This is a genomic window from Marinomonas transparens (genome assembly GCF_016463975.1).
Taxonomy (GTDB): Bacteria; Pseudomonadota; Gammaproteobacteria; order Pseudomonadales; family Marinomonadaceae; genus Marinomonas; species Marinomonas transparens.
The window spans coordinates 1-25,262 of the sequence record NZ_JAEMNX010000035.1; the positions used below are offsets into that span (position 1 = coordinate 1).

General features: G+C 39.8%; 28 protein-coding genes and 2 pseudogenes. 5 read left to right on the forward strand and 25 right to left on the reverse strand.

The window, feature by feature from the left end:
- The 18 genes and pseudogenes from I8J31_RS19680 to I8J31_RS19760 form a co-directional block, all read right to left on the reverse strand.
- A pseudogene (locus I8J31_RS19680) lies at nucleotides 1–75 on the reverse strand (hypothetical protein); the annotation flags it as partial.
- Nucleotides 76–348: 273 nt separating this feature from the next.
- Complete coding sequence (locus I8J31_RS19685) at nucleotides 349–525, reverse strand: transposase (protein ID WP_199470295.1); 177 nt, start codon at nucleotides 523–525, stop codon at nucleotides 349–351.
- A 348-nt stretch (nucleotides 526–873) separates the two neighbouring features.
- A complete protein-coding gene (locus I8J31_RS19690; protein ID WP_199470296.1) occupies nucleotides 874–1,263 on the reverse strand; it encodes a methyl-accepting chemotaxis protein in 390 nt (129 codons plus the stop codon).
- Between the two features lie 172 nt (nucleotides 1,264–1,435).
- Nucleotides 1,436–1,690 (reverse strand): annotated as a pseudogene (locus tag I8J31_RS21280) (IS30 family transposase); the annotation flags it as partial.
- Between the two features lie 122 nt (nucleotides 1,691–1,812).
- A complete protein-coding gene (locus I8J31_RS19695; protein ID WP_199470297.1) occupies nucleotides 1,813–2,451 on the reverse strand; it encodes a hypothetical protein in 639 nt (212 codons plus the stop codon).
- 2 nt (nucleotides 2,452–2,453) lie between these two features.
- Complete coding sequence (locus I8J31_RS19700; protein WP_199470298.1) at nucleotides 2,454–2,729, reverse strand: MoaD/ThiS family protein; 276 nt, start codon at nucleotides 2,727–2,729, stop codon at nucleotides 2,454–2,456.
- A 17-nt stretch (nucleotides 2,730–2,746) separates the two neighbouring features.
- Nucleotides 2,747–3,457 carry a HesA/MoeB/ThiF family protein gene (locus I8J31_RS19705; protein ID WP_199470299.1) on the reverse strand — a complete coding sequence of 237 codons (711 nt, stop codon included), beginning with the start codon at nucleotides 3,455–3,457 and terminating at the stop codon, nucleotides 2,747–2,749.
- Between the two features lie 21 nt (nucleotides 3,458–3,478).
- Complete coding sequence (gene moeB / locus I8J31_RS19710) at nucleotides 3,479–4,612, reverse strand: HesA/MoeB/ThiF family protein (RefSeq protein ID WP_199470300.1); 1,134 nt, start codon at nucleotides 4,610–4,612, stop codon at nucleotides 3,479–3,481.
- Between the two features lie 22 nt (nucleotides 4,613–4,634).
- Nucleotides 4,635–5,408, reverse strand: a complete 774-nt coding sequence (locus I8J31_RS19715) for a substrate-binding domain-containing protein (RefSeq protein ID WP_199470301.1) — start codon at nucleotides 5,406–5,408, stop codon at nucleotides 4,635–4,637.
- Nucleotides 5,401–6,036: an ATP-binding cassette domain-containing protein gene (locus I8J31_RS19720; RefSeq protein WP_199470302.1), complete on the reverse strand. Its 636-nt coding sequence runs from the start codon at nucleotides 6,034–6,036 to the stop codon at nucleotides 5,401–5,403. Before I8J31_RS19720 ends, I8J31_RS19715 begins: the two co-directional genes overlap by 8 nt.
- 63 nt (nucleotides 6,037–6,099) lie before the next feature.
- Nucleotides 6,100–6,732 (reverse strand): hypothetical protein, encoded by a 633-nt coding sequence (locus I8J31_RS19725; RefSeq protein WP_199470303.1) that lies wholly within the window; start codon nucleotides 6,730–6,732, stop codon nucleotides 6,100–6,102.
- Nucleotides 6,733–7,356: 624 nt separating this feature from the next.
- Entirely contained in the window at nucleotides 7,357–7,704 is a 348-nt protein-coding gene (locus I8J31_RS19730) for a copper resistance CopC family protein (RefSeq protein ID WP_199470304.1), read from the reverse strand.
- Between the two features lie 110 nt (nucleotides 7,705–7,814).
- Entirely contained in the window at nucleotides 7,815–10,934 is a 3,120-nt protein-coding gene (locus I8J31_RS19735; RefSeq protein ID WP_199470305.1) for an efflux RND transporter permease subunit, read from the reverse strand.
- Nucleotides 10,935–10,943: 9 nt separating this feature from the next.
- Nucleotides 10,944–12,503 carry an efflux RND transporter periplasmic adaptor subunit gene (locus tag I8J31_RS19740; RefSeq protein ID WP_199470306.1) on the reverse strand — a complete coding sequence of 520 codons (1,560 nt, stop codon included), beginning with the start codon at nucleotides 12,501–12,503 and terminating at the stop codon, nucleotides 10,944–10,946.
- Complete coding sequence (locus I8J31_RS19745) at nucleotides 12,500–13,888, reverse strand: TolC family protein (RefSeq protein WP_199470307.1); 1,389 nt, start codon at nucleotides 13,886–13,888, stop codon at nucleotides 12,500–12,502. Before I8J31_RS19745 ends, I8J31_RS19740 begins: the two co-directional genes overlap by 4 nt.
- 70 nt (nucleotides 13,889–13,958) lie before the next feature.
- The gene (locus I8J31_RS19750; RefSeq protein WP_199470308.1) at nucleotides 13,959–14,354 is read right to left on the reverse strand and encodes a hypothetical protein; all 396 of its coding nucleotides are present in this window, start codon (nucleotides 14,352–14,354) and stop codon (nucleotides 13,959–13,961) included.
- A gap of 134 nt (nucleotides 14,355–14,488) precedes the next feature.
- Nucleotides 14,489–15,886 carry a DEAD/DEAH box helicase gene (locus I8J31_RS19755; protein WP_199470309.1) on the reverse strand — a complete coding sequence of 466 codons (1,398 nt, stop codon included), beginning with the start codon at nucleotides 15,884–15,886 and terminating at the stop codon, nucleotides 14,489–14,491.
- Nucleotides 15,883–16,383 carry a VspR family transcription factor gene (locus I8J31_RS19760; protein ID WP_199470310.1) on the reverse strand — a complete coding sequence of 167 codons (501 nt, stop codon included), beginning with the start codon at nucleotides 16,381–16,383 and terminating at the stop codon, nucleotides 15,883–15,885. Before I8J31_RS19760 ends, I8J31_RS19755 begins: the two co-directional genes overlap by 4 nt.
- A gap of 91 nt (nucleotides 16,384–16,474) precedes the next feature.
- On the opposite strand from I8J31_RS19760, the gene I8J31_RS19765 reads away from it, so the two are divergent.
- Complete coding sequence (locus tag I8J31_RS19765) at nucleotides 16,475–16,684, forward strand: helix-turn-helix domain-containing protein (RefSeq protein WP_199470311.1); 210 nt, start codon at nucleotides 16,475–16,477, stop codon at nucleotides 16,682–16,684.
- Between the two features lie 164 nt (nucleotides 16,685–16,848).
- Here I8J31_RS19765 and I8J31_RS19770 read toward each other — a convergent pair whose 3' ends face one another.
- The 5 genes from I8J31_RS19770 to I8J31_RS19790 are packed head-to-tail and all read right to left on the reverse strand — an operon-like array spanning nucleotide 16,849 to nucleotide 20,331.
- Nucleotides 16,849–17,094, reverse strand: coding sequence for a hypothetical protein (locus tag I8J31_RS19770; RefSeq protein WP_233402925.1), 246 nt, complete (start codon nucleotides 17,092–17,094; stop codon nucleotides 16,849–16,851).
- A 27-nt stretch (nucleotides 17,095–17,121) separates the two neighbouring features.
- On the reverse strand, nucleotides 17,122–18,234 hold the full coding sequence (locus I8J31_RS19775) for an SAVED domain-containing protein (protein WP_199470312.1): 1,113 nt from the start codon (nucleotides 18,232–18,234) through the stop codon (nucleotides 17,122–17,124).
- Nucleotides 18,222–18,713, reverse strand: a complete 492-nt coding sequence (locus I8J31_RS19780) for a type II CBASS E2 protein (protein WP_199470313.1) — start codon at nucleotides 18,711–18,713, stop codon at nucleotides 18,222–18,224. The genes I8J31_RS19775 and I8J31_RS19780 overlap by 13 nt, the downstream gene beginning before the upstream one ends.
- A complete protein-coding gene (locus I8J31_RS19785; protein WP_199470314.1) occupies nucleotides 18,703–19,953 on the reverse strand; it encodes a nucleotidyltransferase domain-containing protein in 1,251 nt (416 codons plus the stop codon). The genes I8J31_RS19780 and I8J31_RS19785 overlap by 11 nt, the downstream gene beginning before the upstream one ends.
- Nucleotides 19,954–19,965: 12 nt before the next feature.
- A complete protein-coding gene (locus I8J31_RS19790; RefSeq protein WP_199470315.1) occupies nucleotides 19,966–20,331 on the reverse strand; it encodes a metal-dependent hydrolase in 366 nt (121 codons plus the stop codon).
- Nucleotides 20,332–20,461: 130 nt separating this feature from the next.
- On the opposite strand from I8J31_RS19790, the gene I8J31_RS19795 reads away from it, so the two are divergent.
- The 4 genes from I8J31_RS19795 (at nucleotide 20,462) to I8J31_RS19810 (ending at nucleotide 23,681) form a co-directional block, all read left to right on the forward strand.
- A complete protein-coding gene (locus I8J31_RS19795; protein WP_199470316.1) occupies nucleotides 20,462–21,004 on the forward strand; it encodes a hypothetical protein in 543 nt (180 codons plus the stop codon).
- The gene (locus I8J31_RS19800) at nucleotides 21,001–21,423 is read left to right on the forward strand and encodes a hypothetical protein (protein ID WP_199470317.1); all 423 of its coding nucleotides are present in this window, start codon (nucleotides 21,001–21,003) and stop codon (nucleotides 21,421–21,423) included. The genes I8J31_RS19795 and I8J31_RS19800 overlap by 4 nt, the downstream gene beginning before the upstream one ends.
- The gene (locus tag I8J31_RS19805) at nucleotides 21,413–22,207 is read left to right on the forward strand and encodes an ImmA/IrrE family metallo-endopeptidase (RefSeq protein WP_199470318.1); all 795 of its coding nucleotides are present in this window, start codon (nucleotides 21,413–21,415) and stop codon (nucleotides 22,205–22,207) included. The genes I8J31_RS19800 and I8J31_RS19805 overlap by 11 nt, the downstream gene beginning before the upstream one ends.
- A 310-nt stretch (nucleotides 22,208–22,517) precedes the next feature.
- Nucleotides 22,518–23,681: an ATP-binding protein gene (locus tag I8J31_RS19810; protein WP_199470319.1), complete on the forward strand. Its 1,164-nt coding sequence runs from the start codon at nucleotides 22,518–22,520 to the stop codon at nucleotides 23,679–23,681.
- 41 nt (nucleotides 23,682–23,722) lie between these two features.
- Here the strand turns inward: I8J31_RS19810 and I8J31_RS19815 are convergent, their stop codons facing one another.
- Nucleotides 23,723–24,943: a tyrosine-type recombinase/integrase gene (locus I8J31_RS19815; protein WP_199470320.1), complete on the reverse strand. Its 1,221-nt coding sequence runs from the start codon at nucleotides 24,941–24,943 to the stop codon at nucleotides 23,723–23,725.
- Nucleotides 24,940–25,262: hypothetical protein (locus I8J31_RS19820; protein ID WP_199470321.1), on the reverse strand; the 323-nt coding region annotated here is incomplete at its 5' end. The genes I8J31_RS19815 and I8J31_RS19820, both read right to left, overlap by 4 nt.

The following is a 25,262-nucleotide window of genomic DNA, read 5'->3' on the forward strand; positions in this document are numbered from 1 at the left end:
ATATCCCTTCTTTTGCGCTTCGGCGATTGTACTAAGTGTTAGGGTTGTCTTCCCGGAACTTTCTGGTCCATACAGTAAGGTTATATAGATAAAATATTAAATAATGGTACACGGTATTAAGTAAGTGAATTCTAAACTTCTTTATACATAACCTGATGATATTAGTTCAGGTGGTGTATCCATGTAGTAAAACCTGATGCCCGACAAAAAACACACAACAAGTTATGCACTTACTATGTGAATCTAAGTGTCAAATTGCACAGTTTGGAGGGGGCTTGTTTGTTTTCACCTTGAGCATTTTGCGGAGACGAGGATTCTTGGCTTCTATGACGCTGACATCAATGATGCTTATCTCACCTTGTTTGAGGTCAAACTTTGCTCGCCTAACTGTGTATTAATCTCTGTCATCGCCGCGTCTAACAATCCATTTTTTTCCAGTAAATTACGGAAACACCAAATCGTACTATGGTCTGGAACGCCTTGGCCTAAACCGATAAAGCGTCGAAACAACAAATCGCGAGCCATTCTTTTTCCAATACCGAGTCGCTAAGGTTGTGCCATGATTACAACAATAAGGCTTTAAACATCATTAAAGGAGGCCAAGCGTGCTCTCCTTTGCTGCGATTGTGAATGCCACTGAACAACAGATCAATACAAGCCTAATCCAACAAGGTATGAATCTCATCAAATTCTTCAACAAACCGATTTGACGCTTATAGCGCATCGGCAAGACTCAGTTCCTTTAACGATTTTTTATCACTCTTTTTTTGCTTGTGATTATTACCTCATAGGATCAAAAAAGAGGATTCGTGCAAAGGTCTCTATAAGTATTAGCGCTTTTTTATTGTATTAATGCATAAAAAAATCGGACTCTTATACTTTGAAATAACTCACACTTTCGTGAAGTTCGATGGCTAACTTGTCTAAGTCACCCATGCTTTTTCTTGAACTAGAAATGGCCTCAGCTGTTTCTTTCACCATGTTGGAAATTTCTTCTACATGTTCCGCAAGGCTCTGAGTTGCCTTGTTTTGTTCTTCTGCCGAATGCGACACTTCGCGAATACGAGCAAGGGTTTCATCTGAGCCAGCTCGAATATTGGTCAGCATTTCTGTGACTTCGTTAGAGCTTGATACACTTTCTTCCACATTCGGCAATATTGCTTGCATAGTTTTCGCAATACTTTCTGTGTCGGCTTGGACCAGATTAATGGTTTCAGTGAACTTAGCGGTGGCGGTGGCAGTTCGAGAAGCCAGAGTTCGCACTTCATCTGCTACTACGGCAAAGCCTCGCCCTTACTCACCAGCACGCGCGGCCTCAATGACAGCGTTCAAGGCAAGTTAGTTAGCTCTGCGATATCACGAATGACATTAACAATATTACCAATTTGTAGAGAACGTTTTTGTAAGCTAGCGATTTCTTCAGTTGATATCTCATTAATACGTTGGAGACTTGCTCTGGACTCCAATTAAACTCAATGAGAATGCGTATATAATCGATAGTTTTTGTTGGTATTAGATACTTTACAGACGTCATTTATCTCGTTAGGCAAATAGTCTGTGCTTCCTTAGGGCAATAGCTTTTTGCTTATCGATTACGCTTTAACTCACGATAATACTCCGTGGTTTTATGACATTGAATGGTATTAGCGATATTAGACACTGGCGTTTCTTGTTCTAAAAGAGCTGAAATTTTCTATCTTTTTCCTTCGGCCAACTGCTGATAATTCATTTTTATACTGTTTGTTTCTGTAGTAAGAGGAAGCAATTTCAGCAGTTGGCTTCTCCCATGTTTACTTTACAGTGCCATACTTATTATCTGGATTTAGGCTCTACAAATAAGATTGCGAGCCGTGTTATCACTACAATGCTAAGCAAAATGATACCGCTCATCATTGCGCTCTCAACATCTCCCATGTGGATTTGCATCACAATATTGGTAGATAGAGTTTCTGTTTGCCCATGAATACCCCCACCTATAATTAAAAGAGTTCCAACTTCTCCAATTAATCGACCAAAAATGACAAATACATTTGACACAATGATATGACGAATATCAATTAGTGTAACACCAACCACTCGAATAAAATTCACTCGTTGATTACCTATAATGTTTTTAGGTAGTACTGATTTTATTGAGTGCATACTATTGAGTATTGGATTAGAAAATAATACATAGCTAATCGGAAGAGCAAGAATAAACTGCCCTAAGATCATGCCGGAAGGAGAAAAAATGAGACCAGAAAAAAAGCTAGACTGAGTACAAAAATAGTATACAAAAATGCCTACTACTGTTGGTGGTACAGCGTTTAATGACTGAGCAAAAATAAAACTAATACGTCGTATACGTGAAGAGGATGTATCAAAAAGAAATGCAATTACCATTGCAACCATAACAGCTAATAAAGTAGATATAGCACTGATTGCAACAGTAAATAGAGCTAACTCAATCAACTCTAACCACCCGCCATTGCCTGGACTATACGAATAGTAGAAACATTACTTAATTCCGTATTAACCGCCTCTGGCTCAACAGGCTCACCATCTAAATAGAAAATAACGTCAGGCCTAATGTGACCATTTTCTAAAATCAAATCGTTTTTTATACCAGGATGTTTTTCTTCCATTAAAAAGACAACATCAGTAATATTAACAACATTATCTAGTTTATAGTTACCTGAAGGTATTTCATATATTTCACGTAGGCGCGTTGCAATTTTTAAGTTAATCATTTTAACATCCTATTTTGTTAGTGGTTACATTCTTTACGAGGCATATTCAATACTGAAAAATCCATATCAGCCAAGTCAAAATGTAAGGTCTTTCCACTTAATTGACTTGTCCCTTTTAAAAGCAATTCAATTGCTTCCCGAGCCATGGAGCAACCTATAATTCCAGGGCCCATTCCAAGAGCAGGAAAAACTTTAATATTTGTCCAAAAGTCAGGTTTTTTAGGGTAAAGACATCTTAAACAAGCTGTTTTATGAGGTAAAACTGTAAAAACATACCCTTCATCACCGTACATTGCCCCACTTACCATTGGCTTATCTAGTTTTAAAGCCAAGTCATTTAGTTTATATCTTTCTTCAAAAAGTGGATGAGCATCTACAACAAGGTCAACATCCGACAATAGTTCCTCGATGTTATCGATATCCGTAATGTGGTTATCAATATAATGAATTTTTGCTTGAGAGTTTATTTTATCCGTTTTATCTCTAAATGCATCTATACACGATTTTCCAACGTCAGTTTCGTAAGCTAGTTGCATTCTATTTAGATATTCAGGGACAATTTTTCCTCCATGAGCACAAATAAGATTTCCAACACCAGCTCTAATTAAATAATTAACTACTGTACCACCAACTCCACCACATCGACCTACAAAAACCTTACTGTTTTTAAGCTTCTCTATTCCTTCTTTACCCATGATTGGAATTTGCCGAGAGTAACGTTCTTCCATACTAATATCCTTTTATATTTATTAAATTATTAAGAAATTCGGATTTTCTTTTTTCCAATTAATTACTCCTCCAGTCAGAGTGTAAGCAGTTTTAGAATTATGATTTAGACCACTATAGATAGCTTCCAAAACTTTTTTTGATCTTATTCCTGACTTACAATAAAAGACGACAATATCTTTTTCATTAATGATACTTAATATTTTTTTTAGATACTCTCCATCGCTGTCTCCTTTTTTCATTATTGAAACCGGAACAGAATGGGCTGATGGCAAATGATTATATTCATATTCATAATCATCTCTAACATCTATTAAGGTTACTGATTGTCGAGAGATTTTTTTTCTGAGTTCAGCGCTTGAAATAACAGGAACTGTATTGAGGTTTTCCTCTGACTTATTGGTTGTAGATAATGAACAAAATGCTTCGAAAGGTAGGTCTCCTATGCGTGTCAATGAACCATTGCAAGCCTTACAAGAAGCTTTTTTATTAACAGATACCTTTTCGTATTCATGATCGGCCAAATTTAAAACTAACATCTTACCTGCGAGTAAATCCCCAAAACCAACTAAATACTTTATAGCTTCAGTGGCTTGTAAGCAGCCAACCATTCCAGGTAAAGTACCTAAAACACCTGCATCACCGCAAGTTGGGACGTCTTCGGGAGGCTCAGCGAAAAGGCAGCGGTAGCATGGTGAATTAGGTAAACCAAATATAGTTATTTGTGCCTCAAATTTATAAATACTTGCATATACAAATGGGATACCTGCTAACTTACATGCATCATTAACTAGGTATCGTGTCTGTAAATTATCACAGCCATCTAATAAAATATCATAATCACCAACAATTTCATCTGCATTATTTTCTGTGAGAAATACGTCAAAAGTGTTTACTGTTATGGTGGGGTTTAGTGCAAGCAACGCCTCTTTAGCTGACTCTACTTTCTTTTTACCAACATTTTTAGTATTGTGGATTACTTGGCGCTGTAAATTGGTTTCATCTACAATATCAGCATCTATTATGCCGATTGTACCTACGCCTGCAGCTGCTAAGTATAGTAATGCGGGGGAACCAAGCCCTCCAGCCCCTATAACTAATACTCTTGATGATTTAAGACGTTCTTGCCCTATGAAACCTATTTCTGATAATTTCATAGTTCGGTTATATCGTAGTATTTCATTTTGGCTTAGCATTTAATATTTTCTCGCTATCTTGATTTGATAAATATCCAAACTTAATAGAAATTTTGGGCAAATTCAATTTAATCCATTTAAGTATTGGCAGAAGATAATTATTTTCTTTTTCTATTTTATATATCAATGAGTAAATATTTGATTTTAAATCTTTAGAAATCACAATCAATTTTTTTGAATTTATTTTTTCAAATGAGGATGTATCTATTATTAGGAAGCACTTCTTTATTTCACAAATCCTTATAGTGTTAGCAGCTCCTCCTATTGCTGAAAAGTACCCTTCATTATTTTTAGGATCAATATCAAGCTGCTCCCACTGTTTCAATTCATACATGTGAGTACCTGATTTATCACCTCGGGATAAAAATTCAAATTGCTCATGGTGTATTTTGGACAAGCATGATCGTATTCCCTCACACTCCTCAATAATCATAGATGGTCCAACTAAGGCGAAATCATTAGTAAATAATGGAACTCTCTTCAATAAAGGGTCGTCAGCTACCATTTCCTCTTCTTTTTCTGGATTATGTGTTATAGCGAAATCAATAATAGTGTCATTCAATATTCTCAATGTAGATGAGCTGCCAGCAACTGAGTAATTAAAAGTATGTTCAGGAAAATTGCTCGCTAGACGTCGCCTTAATTCTTTGGCAATACCAGATGCTTCTTGAGTTGTAGTCACTCCAAAAGTAATACTTTTCGAATAAGCTGGGTGATTCCAAATTAGAATTAAAATTAGAATTAAAATTTTAAACATCAAATCGAATCTCAGATACAATTGGACGTGAAGGAAAAAAGCTCGGGAAATCTAGAATGGAAAAATAATACCCATTAGAATCAAAATCCCGTAACCGTTCATCATGAGTACAACAAATTACTCTACCACCATTTTTTAAAAAGTTCTCCAATAGCCGTTTAAATATATCTGTATTAGCTTTATCTAGAGCTGCTGTAGGCTCATCGAGTAATAATAAATCGACTTCAGATGAAAATGCCGAAGCTAAATGAACTCTATGTAGTTCGCCTCCCGAAAGACCAATTAATGACTGTTTTAATAATGGTCGCAATCCAAATTCATCAACAATATTGTTAAGTTTCTTGGGGCACCCATTTAACTCTACATATGTTTTTTGTGCATATATTAAAAAACGCTCAACTGACAGGTTTAATCTAGTTGGGTGCTGATCCACATATACAACATGTTGAATATTTTGATTAAAATCGATTAGCTTTTTAAAATTAACGCCATCAATAGATTCTTCAGCATGCCCATAATATAAACCTCTAAGAAATGTAGACTTACCTGCTCCTGATGGGCCATAAAGTAAATATAAGCAGCTATCTAGGTTAACATTACATAAGTCAAATATAGCATCATTATTCACAGAAGCTCGAAACCGACGTATATTACAAATCATTATTATACCCGTCTAAGATATTCTATTTTATTAATGAACCATTTTCTTTAGTGCCAGACTCATATGGTGAGATGCATGATGATCATCCTGCACCATGAAACCAGCAAAGCCTAATCCTTTTATTTTAATAGCTTCTTTTTGAATCTCTGATGTTACAGTGATTATATAATTTGACTTTTCTTTTTCATATTTAATAGTCCAATTAGGCCTCACATTTTGTAAAAAACTAGCGTGTGCAGGAATCATGTTATCCATAGCTCGCTGCCCATTACCGGAGTTGGATACATTAATTGTTAATCCATTAGGTAATTCATTTTTTCTCACCATAGTATTGGTCATCAAATTATCCATGTCTTTCAAGTGTTCCATCAAAGCATCCAAATCAACACTATTCCAATCAACATTCCCTTCTTCTAAAAGTTTATTAACTTCGGCTATTGCTCCAAAAATTGATTGTCCAGGTTCAGTTGGAGATGGGATTTTTTGTTGATACTGACTTTCCACAGTGCTTTTAATTGATTTTTTGCAGTCTGATGGGAAATGGGTGCAATGTAGAGTAGCGTCATGCTTTGTTGAATCTTCAGACGAGGCATTGATAATAAAAGAAAAACCACTTCCGATAGTTATAAATATAATGAAACATAGATATTTTATTTTTTGCATATTAGTCCCTATAAAATTATCAATCCTGAATTAAAATATAATACACTTACTTCTTAAGTATTTTCAGCATATATCTTATATTTTCTTGAGGCAATACCTTTTCTCTGTTTTGTGCGTGTTAGTTTGCGATAAACAGTGGCCTTCATGCATTGAATCATATGGGCTATCTTGTTGGACACGGATATTTCTCGTGCTAGAAAAGTAAAGTCTGGTGCCTTTTTCCCTCGGTAAATTGCTGACAATTTATATTTACTGCTTATTTTTGTGATAAAAAAAGTGTACCAAGTCGGTCCAGAAAAAATCTTAGTCTATTGAATTTATAGTGTTTTTATAAGATAGTTATTATCTAAACCTTACTAAAAATTACTAACACGATAACGATAACGATAACGATTTTATTTTGTCTCATTCTTCCTCCCCCAATCAACTTTCAACCTAAACGGCGCCACTTTAAATACACGTCCAATTAATGCATTGGAGGGTCAACAAACGTCGTAAATATCGCTGTGACCACCAAAATACAGTAACCAACGTGTCAGTAATTGCGCAATTTCCCAATTCGTTAACGCCATACAGCCTCCAGTTACCTCAAAATATATTACTCAAACACACGGTCGAAACCGATTAATGCTGCATAAAATGATAAGACCCTTTCATCATATGCCCATCGTCTCCCATCGCTTTCCATTGAACAGAGTAACTATCGGGTGCTAACTCAGGCAACATCGCTTTGAAGTTATCTGTGGCTTTGGCTTTTCGATCGTATTTAATCGCCACTGGCTTATTATCCGACCCAACGACTTTCAAATTCACCACGCGCATCGGTTTTTGAAAATGCATTTCCACACGCTGCGCTTGATCCATTAGCATCGCGCCATCTTGTGGGTAGGTTTCCATCATATTGCCGTGTGAAAATACGCTAACAGACGCAGTTATTGCTAATACAGAAAATACTAATTTTAGTTTACTCATAGTTTTATCCTTTATGGTTTGATTGATTTGAAATTAATTTTTATTGATTGATTTTTAATCTCAGTACAAAAAATGTCTTTCTACTGCTCTCTTTTACTGTTTAAAAACACTTACTTTAATGACGATTTCTTCCATAGAAAATACACCGCAGGCAACACTAATAACGTCAGTACGACCGCGCTCACCATACCCCCAACCATAGGTGCAGCGATTCGACTCATCACCTCCGACCCTGTTCCAGTACCATATAAAATTGGCAGCAAGCCGATAATAATGGCTGCGGCGGTCATCATCACAGGGCGAACTCGCATACCCGCGCCGTGAAGCACCGCGTGGTAAAGCGTGTCAGCGCGAGGTGAAATGCCCTTTACAGTGCATTTACGCTGTGTCTCAGCCCACGCTTGATTCAAATACACCAGCATAATGACACCAATTTCCACCGCTACCCCAGCCAGTGCAATGAAACCAACCCCCACTGCAACCGAAAAGTTGAAGCCAGACAAATACATCAGCCAAATACTGCCTACCATGGCAAAGGGCAGCGTCCCCATAATGATGACGACCTCAGAGAAGTTACGAAAATTGATGTATAAGAGAACAATAATGATGACCAATGTCAGCGGCACCACATATGTCAGCTTTTCTTTCGCCCGTTGCATATATTCGTATTGACCAGACCAATTTAACGAATACCCTGCCGGCAGTTGCACTTTGTCTGCTACGATTTTCTGCGCGTTTTCGACATAACGACCAATATCCACGCCTTCAATGTCCACAAAGGTCCAGCCATTCAATCGGGCATTTTCGCTTTTTAGCCCCGGCGGCCCTTCTTCGACATACACATCAGCAATATCTCCCAAAGCAATTCGTAAACCATTCGGAGTCACGATTGGCAAAAGGGATAATTGCTCTGGTGAATCACGATACTCCTGTGGATAGCGAACATTAATGGGATAGCGCTCAAGCCCCTCAATAGTATTCGTGACATTCATGCCACCCACCGCCGAAGAGATAAGCTCTTGAACATCTTGAATGTTCAGCCCATAACGCGATGCCTTCGCGCGATTAATGTCTATATTGACGTAACGACCACCGGCCACACGCTCAGAATAAACCGATGCCGTGCCTTCAACTGGTTTCAAGATTTTCTCTAGCTGCAAACCAATATCTTGAATCACTTTCAGATCAGGACCTGCAACCTTTATACCCACAGGGGTTTTGATACCCGTTGCCAGCATGTCGATTCGTGTTTTGATCGGCATCACCCAAGCGTTTGTTATACCTGGAATATTGATTAACTGATCTAATTCTTGTTTTATTTTGTCGCTGGTCATGCCGTCTCGCCATTCGGACTGAGGCTTAAACTGTATGAAGGTTTCAATCATGGTCAGCGGTGCGGGATCGGTCGCTGTTTCCGCGCGACCCACTTTACCAAAGACGGTTTCTACCTCAGGCAAGGTCGCAATCAGCTTATTGGTTTGCTGCAATACCTGACGCGCTTGTCCGATCGAAATCCCCGGATACGCCGTTGGCATGTACATCAAATCGCCTTCGTCTAGATTAGGAATAAACTCGCTGCCCAACTTATTTAAAGGCCACATACCAATGGCAAAAATAGCAATCGCTACCACAATGGTTGTTTTCGGAAAACTCAATACGGCTTTTAACGCCGGCATGTACACCGCGACCAAGGCACGATTGATTGGATTTTTATGCTCTGGTAAAACCTTACCTCGCACAAAATACCCCATCAAAACCGGCACAAGCGTAATCGCTAGCGCCGCCGATGCCGCCATAGCGTAAGTTTTGGTATAGGCCAACGGGCCAAACATCCGACCTTCTTGGGATTCCAAGGTGAACACAGGTACAAAACTGACGGTGATAATTAATAAACTAAAAAATAGCGCAGGACCGACTTCGGTGGCCGCGGCGGTGACAATCTGCCAACGGTTTTCCTTGGTCATTTCGACCTTTTCCATATGCTTATGGAGATTTTCGATCATCACGATGGCACCGTCGATCATGGCGCCAATGGCAATCGCAATACCGCCAAGCGACATGATGTTGGCATTAATACCTTGCCAATGCATAACAATGAAAGCAGTCAAAATCCCCACGGGTAAGCTGATGATCGCCACCAAAGAAGAACGCACATGAAAAAGAAACACCACACAGACCAGCGCCACCACAAGGAACTCTTCCAGCAGTTTGGTCCATAAATTCTCTACGGCGCGATCAATCAAACCGGAACGATCATAAACCGTCACTACCTCAACGCCTTTTGGCAGGCTGGATTTCAATGTTTCCAGTTTCGCTTTTACGCCTTCGATGGTTTTCTGTGCGTTTTCACCAAAACGCATCACCACCACGCCGCCCACCGTTTCGCCTTCGCCATTTAGCTCAGCCAAACCACGACGCATTTGGGGGCCAATACCGACCTCGGCCACATCTTTAATGGTCAACGGTGTACCACTTTCACTGACGCCAAGCGGAATCATTTCGATGTCTTCAATATTCTGAATATAACCAGACGCTCGAACCATGTATTCGGCTTCGGCCATTTCAATGACCGAAGCACCGATTTCTTGATTACCGCGTTTAATCGCATTTTGAATATGGTTCAACGGCATGTTTAACGCGCGCAATTTGTCTGGATTCACACTCACCTGATATTGCTTCACCATACCGCCAATTGGCGCTACTTCGGAAACACCGGGCACAGTTTGCAATTCATACTTCAAGAACCAATCTTGCAGCGAACGCAGTTGGCTTAAATCGTTTTGACCAGTTTTATCCACTAACGCGTACAAATACACCCAGCCGACACCCGTTGCATCTGGCCCCAATTGCGCCCTCGCGTTACTGGGCAATGACGGCGCAACCTGGCTTAAATACTCCAACACTCGGCTTCGCGCCCAATACATGTCAGTGTCTTCATCAAAAATCACATAAACATAAGAATCCCCAAAGAACGAATAACCACGCACCGTTTGAGCACCCGGTACAGACAACATCGCCGTCGTCATTGGATACGTCACCTGGTCTTCCACCACTTGCGGCGCTTGTCCTGGATAGCTGGTTTTAATGATGACTTGAACATCTGACAAGTCAGGAATCGCATCAACAGGCGTATTCTTTAACGAATACAAACCGGCGCCAACGAGAATAATACTGGCCAATAGCACCATAAGCCGATTATGAATAGACCAGCGGATAATCGCTTCAATCATGATATTCCCCTACTCTGCGTCAGCATCAAAAAAGTCAGTAACAGCAAACTTGGTGCTACTTTCACGGGTAATCTCAAGCTGAATGTTTTTACCTATTGGCAATTCATCCAACTCCAACCAATCGGCTAGAACAAAATCCATCGTCATTTTTGGCCAATTCCAATCCGAGATCGCTTCGTGATTCACATTCACCATGCGTGTTGTCGCATCAATACGATTAATTCGTGCGGCCACCCAAACATTGTTGGCGGGTTTTGCTACTGGCTCTGCTTGGTCTGACATTTTATTGTCCGACATATCACTGGCAGACATTGCCGTCTGGTTACTGTCTGCATTCATGCGCTTGAAATCGGAGCTTTTACTGGATTCAGAATCCAACAGAAATTGCGCCGATGTCACCACGTCATCACCCAATACCAAGCCGTCCAAGATCTCCACGTAGTCATCGCCGAACGCGCCGGTTTTAACCGCAATCGATTTATAGCGTCCTTCGCCTAATGCCAATACCACGCGATTTTGTTCACCGCCACGTATCAAGGCTTCTTTTGAAATCAATCGCTTTTGACCCGGTTCTGTAGTTTCAATACGGACATGAGCAAACATATCTGGCTTCAATAATTGCTCAGGGTTGTCCAAACGAATCCGAACACGCAAAGTACGGTTTTTTACATTCAGGGTTGGATAAATAAAGTCCACGTTACTAGCAAAAGTTTTTCCCGGTAGGAAGTCCGTCACGGCTTCAACCGGTTGACCCACCGCGACGCGATGTGCTTGGCGTTCAAACACTTCGGCATCCAACCAGACTTCACTCAGATCCGCGATCGACATCAAGGTTGTTCCCGGTTTAATGTAGAAACCATCTTGAATCCCAAGGTTGTCAATCACACCACTTTGTGGCGCAAAGAATCGCACCGTTTGAGACACTTTGCGCTTCGTCCTTAACGCTTTGATAAAATCGCTCGACACTTGTAAGGCTTTTAGCCTCTCTTCCCCTGCGTTGATCATGCGCTTGTCTTTCCGCGCTAACGCAAAGACAAACTCTTCCTGCGCATTCACCAAGGTCGGCGAATACAGATCAAATAGGGGCTGACCTTTTTCAACCGAGTCGCCATTGGATTTAATAAAACTCTTTTCGACCCAGCCTTCAACGCGAGGATGAATATGAACAATCTTGTCCTCGTTGTAAGCCAAATAGCCCACGGTTCGAATGTCTGGTTTCAACATGCCTTGAAAAACTTTTTCTGTTCGCACGCCAAGGTTATTAACCACTTCAGGCGAAATACTCACAGTGCCAACACCAGCATTATCAGAACCTTGATCTGCCCCATAAAAAGGAATGAGGTCCATACCCATTGGCGATAGACCGGGCTTGTCGCGACGGTAATTTGGATCCATTGGCGCCACCCAATACAAGGGTGTCTTTTCATCTTTCGCGTTTAATGAGCCTGCATTCATATCACTGCTCATCTCACCGTTCATGGCATTGAATGCTTGAAGACCAAAGTGATAACCCGTAGCCGAAAGAGCACCACCTAATACAAATACACAGATATATCCGATTACTTTCATTTGAGTTTCACCTTTTCACCTTGTGCCATCACATAATTCAATTCTGCCAAGCGCTTGAAACGCTCAATGCGAATATTCAACAATTCAACATGCGCATTCAATGTCGCGATACGCGCCTGAACCACATCCGAAAAAACACCATCATTGCTGGTATAAGCATTCAACATGGCTTGCGCGCTTTCTCTGTAGCTAGGAAGTAACTTTGTTTTATAAAGACGGATTCGTTGATCTAGCAGAGTAATATCAGATGTCAGAACACGGTATTTCGCCATGAGTTCATTCAGCACCAGCTGCTTTTCAGAAAGAAAAGACTCAACTTGTAAGGACGCGGCTTTCACCTGAGCATCCTGTCGACTAGACGAAAAGATTGGCACACTGACACTCACCGCAATCGACGCCAGATCGGCTCGATCTTTGCCGCTTAGATCATCGCCACGATAACCGTAACCCAAAGTAACGCCCCATTCTGGTTTGTACTTTTGCTCGGCAATCGATTTATCTATCTGCGCGGCATTGGATTGAACATCGACAATGCGAACCAACGGATGCAGGCGCAGGCGAGCCGCCAATGCCAATGAATTCGATGAAAGCGACGAAAGGATATTAGACGGGGTTACCATAATGGGTTCACCCGTTGTTTTCAGGGTGATATCTTGATCAGCTGTGTTCTGATCAGCCATTGTCGGAAGAATATATTGGGATAATTTTTTCAGTGCATTTTCTTTCGCTTGGCTAAGCTGCGTAAGGCGATGATCTAACTTAATCAACTCTAGTTCAGAGCGCACTAAATCTTGCTGTTTGGCTCGCCCGTACGCCGAGCTATAACTGCTTTCCACTACCTCATGAAGTTGTTCGAACAAGGTTCTATTTTGCTTCACGAGTTTGATACTTTCTTCGTAGCTGTAGGCCGTTAGCCAAAGATTTGACACTTCCATCGCCAGCATTGCGCGACGATTATCTCGCATCAAGGGCATTTGATCGCCTTGCGCGGCGTACTTTTCTCCTGTTAAACGTAAAGTATCGCCCGCCGGAAACATCTGCGATATCGACACGTTAAATTGCGTCATCGCTTCTTGGTTAAAATCAAAACTGTCGATTGGCATATTTAATAAGCCAACATTGATTTTTGGATCCGGCAATACCGTCATACCTTGGCTTAACGCGCGAATGGAATTTTCTTTTAACTGGCTGGAAATCAACCAATTATCTTGAGAGACGGCTTTATCCACCGCTTGTTCAAGGTTTAGCGCTTCTGCATTCGCAACAAGCGGCAATAAGGATAATAGGGAAACGGAGGCAATACGATGCGTTTTACCGATTAAAAATTGGCGACAATAGACACTCTGTAACACATGACAGAATGCCAAAAAAAGATTTTTGGCCATTGGCTCAAGTACTCATTTTTAAATTCATAAAATCTCAACGCGAATAACAGCGATGAGTGAAATAGCGAATTTAAGAAATGACTATCGGAGGGAAGTAGGGTGTATTTAGGTAGGTAGAGGCGTAAAATTTAGACGGTAAAACCATGTAAACAGAAGAAGTATTCTCAGGACCTGAATGGTTGCTAACCAATAAGCCAGAAAAGCTACTACAGTGATTATCCACGCAATCTTGATGACCATGCTCTGATGAAGAATCATGGCACTCACTTTTAGCAGACATACAAGTAGATGCACAATCAGATGACATATCATGAGTTTGCATAGAACTCATATTAGAGGTCGGCGGTGACATCATACTATTAGCTGCCATAACCGTAGAAAATAGCGATAGTACAAACAGCAACAAACACACGAAACCGTGTTTTCTTACTGAAAGACAGACGTTACTTAAAACAAATTCCGGCATGAAAAACACTCTTTATTGACACAGAAATCATATTGAAATAAATATCTAAATGCAATATATATTAAAAATATACAGACTGTATTGACTTCTGAGCTTCTCAAACGTAACTCATCCCATTAGTGTTAAAATCTGCTTCATAAAGATAAAATTGTTGTTCTATAAGAGTCTTTACAGAAAGCCATTTTTACTGAGTACGAGGCTTCTGATGCTATATCATGAAGTCTATCAAATGAATGTGAATGGCTTGATTGTATTGTTTTCATGATCGCAAAATCGTTTTTTTCTGGACCTTGAGTATCTTGATTAAGCGCCGTTTTTTTCATTAAAGCCTGCTCTTCGATGACTTTTATTCTCATCGAATCTTCCGGTAGGTCTTGGTTTATTCGTTCTGAATATTCAATCAACTTTGGTTCAGCAAACGCTATCATGGAACAGGGCTCCTCTGGATTTTTGTTTATCCGTAGAATCCGCCCAAGTACTTGTCGAAAGTAAAGCTCCGTTCTCACATTACTCAAGTATGCACAGACCTGTAAACGCGGGATGTCCGTTCCTTCACTTACCATGCCGATAGATACAATCCAGTCACTCTCTGAGCCTTGAAAGTCTCTGATATTTTCGTGGGCATCAATTTGATCATAACTAACTACGATAGCACTCTCATTAAAGTTACTGATAATAAACAGAGATATTCTGCGTGCCTGTTCAATTGATGATGCAACAACTAATCCTGCGGCATTAGGGTATTTTTCTCTAATTCTAACAAGTTCGTCATGGGCATAGGTCATGAGCTGACTTAGTGACTCTTGATGAGTCAGTAATTCGCTATATTTTAGTTTTTCAGCCTCAATTGCCTGGCGAATACTACTAAACTTATAAGTTTCAGAATTCTCCTGTACTCCAATAGAGCTATTATCGAGCAATATTAAACTAGGTCTCCTGCAAACCTTATCCCGAACCGCATCACCTAACCCATACACAAAGTCAGTATGAAGCTCTTGAGGCTCGCCAGAATAGCTTTGAAGCGCAATTTTTGTACTGTCTGATCGCCAAGGAGTGCCGCTCAAAGTCAGTGTTAAAGGACTACCTTCTGATATTAAAGAAACTAAAAGCTGTCCCCATTGATTAGAGGTGCTACTTACCCCCGAAGCACAGTGATGAATCTCATCGGATATTATTAAAACGCGGTAGTTCTTAATAACATGTGCGAGTTCTTGGTAGGCATATTGGATACCTTGATAGGTAATAACCAAGCCTTTTGCTCCTAAGCGGCCATCAAAGCGATCATTTAATACAATACTGAATGTTTCTTGGATACTGGTTTGTACGCTTACAGAAGGGGCAAAGCAGAGAATAAAGTCAATATACTCGGTATGTAATAAATTTTTTGCTAACGACGCAGAAAATCTTGTTTTGCCCGCACCTGGTGCAGCGACACACATAAAATTTTGCTGACCTGTTTGATAAACTTTTAACGCTTTTGATACACAGTTCTTTTGCCAAGTTCTTAGTGAGAGGTTATGTCTTTTCATCATGTGAGTGCATGTAATATGGTTTGAGTGCTAGTAAGTAAGCCATTTAGTCTTATCGCTCGTTTTTTTGCTTCATTTTTTTTAGAGGTTAATAAATTAAGCTGAGCGGGCAATAAAGATTTCATTTCTTCATACCCTTGAGCTTCGGCAATGCATAGCTCAAGTTCATACTCAAGTTCAGTCTTACGTTTAAAGAGCATTTTTTTCTCACTAGGCGCAACTGTAACGGGGATCGATTTTTGCGTCTTAGTTTCCTCTAGAATTTTCGCTTTGGCATAATGAGTACTCTTACCGCTCTTTGAGGCAACGACCAATACACCTGATTTAACTAAACGACGAATTTTTAGATAAATAGCATGTCGAGCTCTTTTCATTTCTACCGGGTTGTTCTCACCGTATTTTTCCACATAGTGTTTGAGTACATCATTAATAGTGGCTTTTTTTTGAACCGTTGATTGGAAGTACTCCTCTACAACGTGAGCGATGGGCTTAGATTTCAAAATAACTATCTCAATCTGTAAAAATACGGATTATAGTCCGTGGAGGTATAGTCCGCAATTAGCGATTGTATTTCATTTTTGAGATATAAAAATGAGAAACATAGCAAAAGAGGTTGGTGAGCTAATTCTGAGTCAACGCAAAGCACGAAACCTCTCCCAAGAAGCCTTAGCGGCAAAATCCAAAATAGATCGCAGCTATATGGGACGAATTGAGCGCGGTGAAGTGAACGTTACATTAAAAGCACTATGGGATATCGCTGCCTCAATGGGCATTTCTGTTAAACTACTAATTCCTGATTGATAAGAAAATCATTTGATTAATGGCAGTATTTAATAGAAAAGAGGAGGAGTGGGTTAATATCATTAAACTTACCTATAAATACTAACGTGCCTTTTTGCATAGCTCTACATCGGCTAAGAAGTCCAAAATGTATTAAACAGGGCTGCTTAATACAGCCCGGCCTACTAACGTTCTTTATTTGACTGTGACAACACAGAAGCAGCCAAAGATTTGGTAGTGTCATTATACTTATCACTTTGCAAGACTCCTGATGCGATGCTTTCCATTTCAGAACCAGTCTGATGTGATGAGCCAGCTTGACTCAGTACAGAACCTGCCAAGGTTTTCTGGATCAGAGAGGAACCACTATCCGTCAAAACAGACGAAGCTAGTGATGCCATCTTTGATGAACTTTGTTTTTTATTAGTCATAATTAACTCCAGCTTTACGGCTTAACATCAAGCAACATGCTTGAATTCGGTATCAACAATTATAGGTGTCACTCCAACTTTATGAGGGATTCTTAAACACCACGGATATTTTATAGATTGGTGACGCTCATATTGGTAAACAGAAATATTAGGCAGGTTGCGTTTGTCATAGGTCTGCCCGAGCCTAAAAGCTATACTGTTTTGAGAGGCTAGGATTAAATGAATATTTTCTACTCCTAAACCTAACAAGCTTTTACAATATTCGAAGAAATCTCCACTAAGTCGATCTTGTTTACCTTTTGCCCAATGATTATTTCTATCAAGCGAAGGCAGAGATAAATAGTGAATGGGTTGATCAGGAAATACTGTAGAAATTGCTAATCTGTCGACGGGATAAGAAATAGATACTGCTAACACAACAGTCTTAGCAGTGCGCTCAGGTCGCTCAATAACAAACTCCTCACCATCATCACCTTCGTCCAATTCTCGCCAACTAGACAGATCTCGATCCCAATCGAATCTTGTGATCTGACTCTCATCATCAAGTAGATAACCTGCGTAAAATGAAAAGGGGATTGGAAAAATTCCACCATAGGCTATCGATATATCCGATGCGGCGTACTGGGCAGTTTTCTCGGAAATACTAGTTTTAATATGGCTCAACTTGACCAATGCTAGATCAGGTCTAGTGATCACGTTGTCGATAATTCGCTCTCGGATGTCATTCACTATTGAATCGACCTGCCACGAACATTTATTTTTCACAAATTCATATAGTGGAGTATCAGAAGTATCGACCAACCCTCTCTGTTCGAGAACAATAGTTTTTTTCTTTTCGTTACGTTTCCTTTCATCCCGAAATATTTGATACTCCCACACGACACCAAATATGGTAGCTGTCACCCCAAGAAAGAAACCTAGTGAGAGAAATAACTGTGTCGTGTTTGAAGATTGATAATTTAGTTCCAGAAACTGCCCTACATCACTGTATACAACTGATACAGTCCAACCTCCGACCACAGTCGCTAATATCAAACAGACCCCTGACCTAAAAACAAGCAGAGCAGGCGAACGCTTTCTGAACAGCCAGTCTGCGGCCTTCTTGATAAAGTAACTAACTGCATGTTTCATCTTTGACATATATCACTCTCGCTGTGTTCAATACCACCACCACTCCATACTCCACTGGAAAGCCAGAACTCAAAGTAAAGCAACCAGACAGAGGTCCAAGGAAGGATAGTGTCAGCCAGAAACATAGTCGTTTCCCATTCGCTAACTTTGTTCTTTTGTTTGATTACGGGCAAATACAAACACAATTGTGTCCCTTTTATACCCGTCTTATTTCGGTATGTATGGGGGATTAACTTACCTCTAGCTAAGGTTGATAAATAAGGGTTTTTAATAATGCAGACTGGAGGATGACTAAGGGTGTACTTTATGACAACTGTATAGATCCTAGACAGTGCTGTCGGTTGGAGAGTTCCTTCCCACAACACTGTCTTATCATTATTGATAATGGACACATTTCCTGTACTTCGATATTTTAATGCGAGGTATTGTTCACGAATGCCAATTACAGGATGTTCCAGACGCTTTAAAAAAGAAGGGTCAGTCGCCATAGAACTGGTTCCTCTTTACTGGAACCACATCATGCAGACCTGTAGTCGCTGAATTAGCCTTTTCAGCAATCGAGGCGATAACAACTCCTGTCCCTAAAGCAACTCCAAGCTTATTATTTCCTCTGTTCACATTAATGGCCGCAACAATTCGGTCTTGAGCGGCTAACACCGGTTTTTCTCCAAATGCCTCAGACAAAGTAGCAAAAACGTTATCCATACCTCGACTGTTTTCACTTGCAAAATATTCAAATGTATCGACTGCAGCCTGATACCAAGCATAAAATGCTCCTCTGTATTTTTGGCCTTCTTGACCTTTCAATCGATTCCACTTCTCAGCATAGTTTTCTGATCTCATAGTGGGATTGGCAATTAGTATTCCGTCATAACCTGACTCAATGTGATGCGGCATAAGTTCGATAACATCCAAAATGAGATCAAGTTCATTATCATATTGTTTTTTAGATTCTATAACTTCTACATAAGCTCGACAGGCCAACGTCGTTATTACAACGGATATTGGCTTGAAATCAGTATGAGGATTACTACTTAATTGAGACCAAACGTCACGATGACGTTTAAGAATTTGAATAATTCGATTTAAGGGCTTCTTTTTAGACTGATCAGGTAATGCGGTAACGGATTTGCTATCTAACGCTGCTAAAAATACCTGTGGCCGGCGTATTACCGGAAGCAGAGAGCAAGCGTCATCAAAATTTCTAGCCATACCTTCTGGGTTAGACTCCTTAAACCCCGTGAGTTTATCAACAACCCATAACGGATGACCCGGTAACGACTCAAGGTCATACGCCTTAGCAGGAGTAATATCCAAATGGTAATCGCCTTTATAATTAATCCGAAAACCTCTGGGAAGGTCTTCCACTAATTCCTTATAGACCTTGCTATCTAACAAGTGCTGTTTAACCACTGATACAATTTGATCTCTCGTTGCAGAACCCGCATTCGGCAAAAATAGAATCAGGTCTACATCAAATTCTTCTTGGGATAGAGGCTTATTTGTAGTACGCAGTCTCATTGAACCCTGTGGATATATCTGCACTCCATCAAGTAAAGAGTCATCACAACTTGCCAGATAATCACCAACGGCATTGTAAGCTGCTTCGATACGCTCACGCTGTGTTTTAGTCAAGTCGAGACTAACGAACACAGAGTCCAGCATTTCCACCAACATAGATTTTTTGTGCTCGTTTAGAGCACGGGCATTAGCAAATAATGTAGTCATGATCTACCTCCATCAAAGCTTTCCAATTAAAGGAAGGCCCTTTGGTGTTGATGCATCACAAATCAGGTGACTTAGGTAAGCTAACCCACTAACAAGTAACATCCCCCTTACAAATTTGTTAAACGGTTCTTCAGGTGACCACTGATATACTTTTAGGACCCCTACAGTAAGCAGTGCTAATACTATTACACCATGAAAAAACTGTCTGTGATTAGGATGAATAGCTGGCTCTAAAATATCCGGCAGTCTCCCTATAAAAGCTCCAACAATTGGAGCCATGGCAATATGGTGGCTTACTGGGTGCTTGTCTTTATCAAGCAACGCAGCAGTAAAGCTTACCGCGCCCCCAACCAACATATGTGTGTTTGCATTTGGCATATACTTTTATCCTTATAAATTCGGTAACATCTAATTATGTAGTTTTGTCCTATACCTATTAGGACGGAACTCAAGTTGAAAACTGGACAATGTCCAGAAAATTATTTTTGTCCGTCTTAGGGAATAGCAGATGCAGGAATATGATTACTACACTATCGATGAAATACTTAAGGCTCTGGAGTCAAATACGGATGCAGTACTTACAAAAGCCACAGTCATATCAAAAAAACTCATCAATAAGTATGGACTTGCTATTGAAGCTGAGGATGTATTCCATGACGCGCTAATGCGAATTCTAGACGATACGAGACATGTCCCTAAAAACGTCCCCTTATCATCTTCAATTGGACTGGTAATTAAGAGCATCTGCCATGGCATGCTAGAACTTAACAAAGAAAAAGTTTTCAACCAATCTGAGTCGATTGATGGATATGATGACGTTATTGCTGCACCAACCACAGATGAATATAACAATTCAGGATCAGAATGGGACATACTGGTGAGAGTATTTGATGAAGATGATGGTGCAATAGCTTTTTTAGCAGCAACAAGAAATGGTCTAAATAAATCGGCAATAGTTAGTTCTGTTTTTGGCGGTGATGAGAAAGCCTATGACACAACGCGCAGACGAATAGTAAGAAACGGAAAAAAATACTTAAAGGAGGCAGGATGATGGCCAACAAAGAAATGGAAAAATTACTCGATGATATCATGATCGAGCATATTACTTCGGCTCCCATTAGTGAGCTTATAACTGAATACGACCTAACCACTAATGAGATAAAGATAACTCAAGCACGCTTTCATGATCGAATTCATGAATGTAAACAAAAATTCAAAAAAGCCAAGTTAAAAAATGCTAGGACACAACTTGAAACTGAAAAGAAAAAGCATGAAGAAGTAGATGTAGTAGGCTACCTAACAAAGAAAGGTAAAGGTGCTAGAGACATTCTTGTTGAGTTATTTATACAACAAAAATTGCCGGAAAACCTTACAGTAGCGCATCGAGAAGGCAAAGAAATTACGGACGAAGACGCAAAGCAAATATTAGCTAACTTGATTGCAATGGGAGCAATTAACATTGACGATTAAGGATTTTGTCGAATCACTATATGTTGACGAATTTGCAATAACTGAACCGAGTGAAATAGACATTGAAGCTATTGCATTTGAACAGCAGGCAGTTGTTTTAGAAAAACCTTTGAATGGCTGTGAAGCTATGATTATTGGCGCTGGAAACAGGGCAACAATTACTGTCAATTCAACAAGCGACGCCCCTAGGAAGCGATTTTCCGTCGGACATGAGCTGGGGCATTGGTTCAAAGACCGTGGTAAAGTCGGTAATTTATGTTCTCATAGTGACATGGAAAAACCAAAAGGCTATTCACGTAATCGCGAAAACCTTGCAAACAGCTATGCTTCAGAACTTCTTATTCCTACCTATCTGCTAAAAAATCAGCTAGTTGAAAGTCAGTTGAACCTTGATTTAATCAATTCAGTAAAATCAGCATTTAATACAAGTTTCATGATGACCATGCGCCGCATTATAGCAAGCAATCATCATATGGGACATTTTGTCATATATCGAAAAGATGGAAGTCGTTGGTTATTTAGTAAAAATAGCAGTTTACCTGGATGCTTCTACCCAGAAAGTACAGTTCCTAATGGCTCAAAAATTTATGATTTGATTGTCAACAAAGTTGATTCTGGCCCAGGCGAAGTAGATGGACATGTATGGTGTCGAGAAAATTGGGCAGACAATGCTACGGTATATGAACATGCCTTTCACTATCATAATGACCTTTTTGTGAGTTTAGTTTGGTGGGAGAGCGAAGAACCTATTTGGCAGTGTATTAACAATAAGGGAGGACTATGAGCCTCTCAGGCAACCCTTCAAGAGTTTCCTGTAAGAAAAATAGAGCTTTCTTGCAAAATTTAATATGAAATTTGATTACCTTACTACACTTCCCATACCTGAAGAATCCATTTCCTCCAAAGCTTCGTGAGCTCTTAACTCCTGTAGTGCTATCTGCAAATAGCAGTAGTAAACGAAATAAATAATCAACAATTTGAAACTCTCCGAGAGGCTGGTGATGGTGTAGTTGAGCTTTCAACTCCAACTTGTTTTATATGTATTTATTTGAAATAATATAAATTATATTTTTTAACATAAAATGGCATGTTTTATGGCTTCTTTGAGAAAATTTCCATTTATCCACAGAAGACCTTCTCTTGCATCTAGCATTGCTAATGGACTTGAAGGGGGTGGCTTATCTGATTTTCGTTCAGGGCTTTTTCTGACAGCTCCTCGGCGAACTGGTAAAACTACGTTCCTTAAAGAAGACCTCATTCCCGAGTGTGTTAGCCGCGACTGGTACCCAGTTTACGTAGATTTTTGGTCAGATCGTGACACCGACCCCGCCGAACTTATTAATACCGCTATTGCAGATGAAATAGCTAAAAATGAATCCCTCATCACAAAGATGTCTAAAGGAGCTAGCATTCAAAAGTTAAGCATTCTTAAAACAGCAAGTTGGGATTTCTCAAAACCAAAACTTTCTAAAGAAGTTACATTATCAAAAGCTCTCGAACTTCTTCACGTAGTGACTGGAAAATTAATTATTCTGGTGATTGATGAAGCGCAACATGCTTTAAACAGTGATAGTGGTATCAACGCTATGTTTGGATTGAAGGCCGCACGAGACCATCTAATTCAAGGACAAGATATTGAAGGTCTGCGTTTAGTATTTACGGGGTCTAGTCGCGACAAACTAGCGCAGCTCGTCCTTAAAAAGAATCAGCCTTTCTTTGGATCAAGCGTTACAACTTTCCCCTTACTCGATGAGGACTATGTTCAATCTTTTACTAAGTGGGTTAATGAAAAGCTCGCTGATGGCAATCAGTTCTCAACAACAGATATGGCATTCGCTTTCGAAATGGTTGGGCAACGGCCAGAACTCTTGCTCAATATTATTTCTACTGCAAGTTTAAGTATTGGTGATGCTCCTAATCTTAGAACCATCCTAACCGACGGCGCGATAAACATAAGACATGGTATGTGGAGCGAATACGAATCGAGCTATAACGCCCTCACAGACATTCAAAAGGCACTCCTCGAAGTTATATCAAACAAAGTTTCAAACAATGCTCAATTTTCGGCCTATGCTCAATCCACGATCCATGAAGTTTCTGTTGTTTTAAAAAGCTTAGGTAGCAAGACACGATCCAACGCGGCCTCTATTCAAGTGGCTATTAAAGCACTCGGAGCTAAGGGTTTGCTCTGGAAATCAAGCCGAGGTAACTACGTACTAGAAGACCGAGGCTTTGTTGAATGGTTTAAAATGAGGTAACTGTCAGATCAGGTCTGAGCTAGTACACTACAGTTTAGAAATCATATAAACTCTCGTAAATTTCTGCTTACACCTTTCCTTGATTTAAGATTTTCAAGCTCCCATTCTAACTCTTCAATTCTAGTGTCTACCGCTTCTATTTCCTCTTCACTCAACTCAACAGCTAAAGCATAATCAACATACCGTTTTATGGTTGTTGTTACAGACTGATGTCCAGCCTGTAGCTTTAATGCTTGCTCAACATGCCTTATATCGATTTGTTTTAAATCATTTTTTTTTCTAATGATACGTTCAATTTTAATTAATCTTGCTGCAAACCTTGTTAAGCCAAAACGCCTTAGAGCATGAGGAGTTATCTTTGAATTAAACGGAGTTAATAATGTATAAAACGTATTCCTGTTCATTTTTGGCCTTAGCGACTTATTACCAGCATTGATAAAAACATTTTCAACATCACCATATTTCTTCCAAATCTGATCTATAACTTCATGTCTCTCATATTCAATATAATCCCAAGTAGCCTTGATTAAACTTATACTCACTTTAACCTTTCTGTGCCTTCCATATTTAGTACCTCGGTGTATGTATACTTCTGCCATAGAAAAATTAACATTATCGATTAGAGGTAAATCAGAAATTTGTAGACAAATAATTTCTTCTGAACGCAATGCTGCTTCAGTAGCCCATCTAACCATCAACTGATTTCTAATTGCTAAAAACTCACCAGCAGGACCTTTTTGGTTTGTAACCTCTTTCGCTAAATGGTCATTCAAAGCCCTTATTTCATGAGCTTTAGGGATGTACCTCATTGGTTTTTTTACACTTTTTTTAAGGAAAGGTATAACAAAGTCACTTCCCCCCTTAGAGGGTTTTCTAACTATAATGTTAAAATCAATATTATATGCTTTGTTTGGCCACCCAATCATATCTGAACAATAAGAAGTATTATTCTGGCACCACCAATAGAACTTACATACCGATGATAGATATAGGTTACAACTCTCATTAGATAAACCAACAAGCGACTCATCGCGATATCTCTGCATAGAGAAGGTTGTTGGATCAATTAGGTAGTCCATTTTCTCTGATTCACAAAATTCTAACCAATGTGCCAAGTGGTCTGCATCAGCTCTCACAGTCTTGTAAGCCAAGCCGATATTAAACTTACGTTCAATTAACCACTCTGTTACAGGAATAACAGTTCTACCGGATGAGAATACAACCTTAGGGCAATTACAAGGAGCTAATACCTTGTGGCTCATTTACCCTCCAGACTAATAATTTTTCTATTTGTATTTTGATCTCGTATCTGCGCTTGAAATATGTGATTCTTTTTCTTAGCATCAATTAATTGTCTGCGAAGTTCAGTGTTCTCTTCGGCCTGCGCGTCTCTTTCTATCTTTGTATTTTCCAACTCAACCTTTAGCTTTTTGATTACGTCTTGAAGCTCTTTATCTTTAGTTTGAACTTTTCGGTCGCCTTTCTTTCGGCGTTCTTCGCACTCATTTAAAAGTCCTAAAATACGTTTGTTTAGTGCCGTACCACCTTTAATGGCTCTAGAAGACTTCGAAAACCTCTCGT